Source organism: Microseira sp. BLCC-F43 (genome assembly GCF_041929235.1).
GTDB lineage: Bacteria > Cyanobacteriota > Cyanobacteriia > Cyanobacteriales > Aerosakkonemataceae > Microseira.
In genome coordinates, this window is record NZ_JBHFNP010000126.1 from 1 (window position 1) to 3,907 (window position 3,907).

General features: G+C 45.3%; 7 protein-coding genes. 2 read left to right on the forward strand and 5 right to left on the reverse strand.

All coding sequences use genetic code 11. From position 1 onward, the window contains the following. Positions 1-50: 50 nt before the first annotated feature. The 4 genes from ACE1CM_RS17715 to ACE1CM_RS17730 all read right to left on the reverse strand — a co-directional run bounded on the left by ACE1CM_RS17715 (position 51) and on the right by ACE1CM_RS17730 (position 1,275). Positions 51-452 (reverse strand): hypothetical protein, encoded by a 402-nt coding sequence (locus tag ACE1CM_RS17715; protein WP_374878879.1) that lies wholly within the window; start codon positions 450-452, stop codon positions 51-53. A gap of 78 nt (positions 453-530) precedes the next feature. Continuing rightward, on the reverse strand, positions 531-767 hold the full coding sequence (locus ACE1CM_RS17720) for a helix-turn-helix domain-containing protein (protein WP_374878881.1): 237 nt from the start codon (positions 765-767) through the stop codon (positions 531-533). Positions 768-780: 13 nt separating this feature from the next. Continuing rightward, complete coding sequence (locus ACE1CM_RS17725) at positions 781-1,029, reverse strand: helix-turn-helix domain-containing protein (RefSeq protein ID WP_374878882.1); 249 nt, start codon at positions 1,027-1,029, stop codon at positions 781-783. Between the two features lie 9 nt (positions 1,030-1,038). Continuing rightward, complete coding sequence (locus ACE1CM_RS17730) at positions 1,039-1,275, reverse strand: helix-turn-helix domain-containing protein (RefSeq protein WP_374878883.1); 237 nt, start codon at positions 1,273-1,275, stop codon at positions 1,039-1,041. Between the two features lie 119 nt (positions 1,276-1,394). On the opposite strand from ACE1CM_RS17730, the gene ACE1CM_RS17735 reads away from it, so the two are divergent. Both ACE1CM_RS17735 and ACE1CM_RS17740 read left to right on the forward strand, forming a co-directional pair. After that, a complete protein-coding gene (locus ACE1CM_RS17735; protein ID WP_374878885.1) occupies positions 1,395-1,652 on the forward strand; it encodes a peptide ABC transporter substrate-binding protein in 258 nt (85 codons plus the stop codon). Positions 1,653-1,826: 174 nt separating this feature from the next. Next, entirely contained in the window at positions 1,827-2,198 is a 372-nt protein-coding gene (locus ACE1CM_RS17740; RefSeq protein ID WP_374878887.1) for a DUF4278 domain-containing protein, read from the forward strand. Positions 2,199-2,314: 116 nt separating this feature from the next. Here the strand turns inward: ACE1CM_RS17740 and ACE1CM_RS17745 are convergent, their stop codons facing one another. Beyond that, positions 2,315-3,691, reverse strand: coding sequence for a methyl-accepting chemotaxis protein (locus ACE1CM_RS17745; protein WP_374878888.1), 1,377 nt, complete (start codon positions 3,689-3,691; stop codon positions 2,315-2,317). Between the last annotated feature and the right edge of the window lie 216 nt (positions 3,692-3,907).

The window sequence follows — 3,907 nt, forward strand, 5'->3', positions numbered from 1 at the left end:
GGGTGGGCATTGGAGCGGGCCCCACACTTGCATAACTATTTTCACTTTATTTACTTGTAGCTACTTAATACTATCCATAATTTATCTTGGACAACTAACGCATCGATATATCCTTCTAAAACAGGTTCTTCTTCGCCACCATCTTCAATTTCTACCTTGACATATTTCTCTCCCTGAATTTCAAACGGCGGATCGCACAATCCCATTAACTCTAAAAGGGGAGAAAGCAAAATAATCTTGATTTTTCCTTCAGTCAGCTTGCCTTTCCTGACATAATACAGGTAGGGATTCTTGAGTCGAGCGAGTTCGGTTTTTTCCCGCTCGTTGAGTTCGGGTAAATTCTCATACCATTCTGTGAAAAACAGACGGTCATCCGTTTGGCTTAAATTAAATTTTGCCTGCGCTTCTTCTACATTGGTAATTGCTTTGGTAATTCCTACTGTTTGAACCATAGTTTATTTAGTTTGCGCGAGCGCCAAGTTTATTTTATCTAGAAACAACAGTGTGGAGATTTCACCCGGTTAATAATGCTACTGATTCTCAGCAGGTGTACTCAGGTACAACTTGATAAAGTCCTCCGCTGCGGCTGGATTAATGCTGTACAGTCCATCCCTGATTTCCAGAATCGTTTCGCCACCTGGATCTCTCACCTCGTTCACCCAGCGACTAACATTGGATCTTCCAATACCGAGGGTGACTGCCAATTGATTTTGGGTGATACCATAAGTGTCCAGCACTTGCTTAAGGGCTTTACCTGCTCTTCCCATGCCTCAAATTCTGTCACGACTGCGCCTCATCTTCCACATCTGAATCTTCCAAATAGAGTCGCATGAAGTTAAAAGCCGCCTCTGGATTAATTGCGATCGACGCTTTCCGTATTTCGTACACTGCCTCAGCTGTTGGGTCTCTTGTCTCCTTAACCCAGCGGTTAACATTCCCGCGTCGAATACCCATTGTCACCGCCAGCCGATTTTGGCTGATGCCATATTTATCCAACACCTGTTTCAGCGCTTTACCTGCTCTTGCCATGTTTCTGTGCTACTTATCCTCAGCAGGTGCAGTCAAGTACAGGCGGATAAAGTCCTCCGCTGCGGCTGGATTTATGCTGTACAGTCCATCCCTGATTTCCAGAATCGTTTCGCCACCTGGATCTCTAACCTCGTTCACCCAGCGGTTGACATTGGCAGCTCTAATCCCCATCACGACTGCTAATCCGTTTTGGCTGATGCCATGAATCTCCAACACCTTTTTAAGGGCTTTACCTGCTCTTCCCATGCTTCCGATTCTGTCAGAGGCTCATGACCGAGTAAATATTTCCAATTAGTTATAGGTCGTGTATGATGTTAACTATAACTAATTGGAAATACCATTCCGTAGAAAACAGGTAAAACCCAATGAACAAAAGCTTTTTCTTACAAACAGCGCCAACACCAACCTTTCCCAGCCTTCTGGGCGCGCTGGGGGATCCAATGCCCGGTAAAATACCCGTCCGCATCCTCGTCATCAGCACGCCCTTTGGCGTCAACCAAACCATTCACACTTTGCACGCTCTCCGTTTTGCCGATGTCAGTCTGTGGAGTCCCCTGTTACCCGCACCCAACCCAGGGGAAGTCATGAGTATTTTGACTCGTTATCTGAGCGCGAATAGTTGATTGCTGCGGCAGAAACCCGGTTTCTCTGAGAAACCGGGTTTCTGTTTCACCCCTTTGTCATATTTCTTTAACATTTAACCAAAAAACATAAAAACGGTAGCTTATAATACAGAAATAGAGAGAAACATTTATCTCATTACCCCGATTGACATAACTTGACAGGAGACAGACTTTATGAAACTCAGTTATCGCGGCGTCGCTTACGAATACGAACAACGTGGGATCGATACGATCGAAGGCGAAATTGGCGGCAAATATAGGGGACAGCCTTGGAGATGCAGCTATCCTAGACACATACCCGTACCCCAACCGGCACTTGACTTAAAGTATCGAGGGGTTGCCTACAGCACCTATCCGAAAGCGCCAGCAGGTGCGATCCCACAAACCGGCAACCCTCACCAAGTCTTCCCCGAATTGGTAGAAACTCACCTAGCGAATATCCGCCGCCGCCTAGAACATAGATTGCAAGTTGCCAAAGACTCCGGCGATCAAAAATTAATCCGAATGCTGGAAGCCGAGTCAAAGCAATTAGTGCGATCGCGCTAGTTTTTACTAACGCAAGTTGCTAATTGCTAATTGCTAATATGAGGATGTTCTCTGACATTAACCATTAGCCATTAGCCATTAGCTACTATGCATGAGACAACTAGCAACTTGCGTGACTAACTAATTCGTAACTCCTCTACACTCGTGAGTAAATCTTGTGCTACCTTGACAAGATTTTGTATATTTTCCGATGCTTTCTGTGCCGCTTCTTTTGAAGTATCTTGGGGTTTGAATTCGACTGTTTGAATAGTTTCGGCTAGACTTCGCGCAGTTTCATCCAGTTTCTGCGTATCATCGGTTATCGCGGGCGCTACCACATCCCACTGTTGTTTTACGTTCAAGATATATTCTAAAGACTGTTTGACTTCTTGTGCGAAGTTTGTGCATTCAGTCACTTGCTGAGTTTCAGCTTGCATTGCATTCATTACCGAGGTAATATCATCCTGCATTTGCTTGGTAATCTGTTCGATTTGTTGCAACGATTGCAAAAAACCGTTGCTTAACTGTTGTAAATTGTTAGCAACTTTCGCCATTTGCTTCCCTTTATCCCCCACACCCGTTGCCTCAATCGAAGCATTGAGTGCCAGCAAGTTGATCCGGGAAGCATTTCCAGAAACATCAGCAACATAATCCGAAAGTTCTGGCAAATATTGCCCTATTCGCTTGATTTTTGGCGGTGTTGTTCCTAAAAATTCTTGTATTTGTACAATTTGTGCCGCGCTTTGTTGCGCGACTTCATCCCCATTTAACGCCGTGGATGCGGTAACTTCAGCTAATTGTTCCACCTCCCGCCCATTCAGGGCAACCCGTTGTAGCGAATCGGTCATCGCCTCGATAGAATTAACCGCAGGGGTTAGTTGTTGAACTTGCGGTAGCGGGTAGGCGGCGAAAAATTTGGCGATATTTTCGCTATTGGTAACTTCCTGAGCCACTTTTTGGGCGCTAGTCTTGACTTGTCGCACCCTTTCTTGTAATGAAAGTGCAATCAAATTTAAACCGTAGGCGACTACACCCAATTCATCTGGCAATTTTGCCCTTGTTGTTACTGTAAAATCTCCGTTTGCCCAACTTTTGATCGCTTCCTCAAGCACAAGTACCTGACGGGTTATATTGTCGCTATCGTATTCCCAGGTTTGCACTTGCCCATCGAAATCGTCGATCATTTTTTCGACGACAACAGCCATTTGGTTAAATTTTGTGGCTAACTGTCCCAATTCATCCTGAGAATAAATCCTAGCGCGGGCTGGGTAATTACCTTGACAAAGGGAATTCATTTGAGATCGCATATCTTTCACCTGTCGCCGCATCCGATTAGATAGATAGCTTTCTAACCCCAGGGAAACGATAAACGACGCAGCACCAGCAGTCCCGGCGATATAGCCTTTTTCAGTCGGATTAAACGCAGGCCCAGGGAGTGTATAAGTAGCGGTGGCGGTGGCTAAAGCCGTTATCCCGCCACAGATCAAAGCATTCCAGAAGGATTGATAAGGCATGGGATGGCAAAATGAGTTTGTTATGGTTCATTTTCCATTACACCTCTTGCATCAGCGCCTGGAAATAAATTTCATGTTGAGCCGCTCCTCGCTCTAAAGAGACGAGGAATCAGGCCAGGAATTAGAGTTAGCTTTTCGCTCATTAATAGCTATCTGGCTAACCGTTTCTGGCTTCATGCAGAACTGCTCTAAGGGTGAATGACTCAGCCTACTTTC